At 36.7% G+C, this 830-nt stretch carries 1 pseudogene; it reads left to right on the top strand.

Annotated features, from left to right (window positions below):
• Positions 1–30: 30 nt before the first annotated feature.
• A pseudogene (locus HMPREF3138_RS09120) lies at positions 31–830 on the top strand (hypothetical protein); the annotation flags it as partial.

The following is an 830-nucleotide window of genomic DNA, read 5'->3' as shown; positions in this document are numbered from 1 at the left end:
AACTAACTAAACTATTTATAGGAATGCAAAATGCTAAAATATATTTCTGCCGATTGTGGTAGTGGGAAAACTCATGCTCTAATTTCAATTGCACAGCGTTCGAATGATAAATTTATTATCGTTCAAAGTACTTTACAGTTGATCGAACAAACTACAAAAGAACTAGGTTCTATTGCCACGGCGATTACATCATCGAATCACAGTAATGTAATAAATGATACGATTGAATTTCTAATGAAGCCTACTCACAGAGTACTAGTACTTTCTGAGAAAGCATTTCTTGGAATTAGTGACCTATCGATACTAAGAGACTGGAAGATATTTCTTGATGACGTTGTGAACTTCCATGCATACAACGTTATCAACACAGAGAAAAAATATGAAGTTGAGAATGAACTTTTTCGTGACTTTGAAGAGGTATCAGAGCAGTACTTGACAGCTAAGCCAGTACTTGAATTCAGCGATGATCTACTAAAGCAAATGTCAAACTCATTTGAATTTGTTGGAACCTATGATCATTTCGTAATGAATAGTAGTTTCTTCAACAAAATTGGAAAAGCCGGTAATATTGATGTGTACTCAAATGATTGCAAGCAACTTACAACCTTAGCTTGGGTGAACATCTCCAAGTACAAGGATCTCGATGTTACTTTCATGTCGAATTTGTTCGAGGAAACTCTAATCTACAAAGGCAACAAAGAACTATTCGAGAAAGTTGATTTTGAGGGCTTACGCGAGCGTGTGAAGCCAGTACGGGAACGTTTGAAGGTTTACTACTTCTCAGAGAATCAACGTCTCACAAAGTCGTTCAGGGACACTCACGGCGATAA

It is taken from the genome of Serratia sp. HMSC15F11 (genome assembly GCF_001808215.1).
Taxonomy (GTDB): Bacteria; Pseudomonadota; Gammaproteobacteria; order Enterobacterales; family Enterobacteriaceae; genus Serratia; species Serratia nevei.
This window is presented reverse-complemented; position numbering and strand designations above follow the sequence as displayed.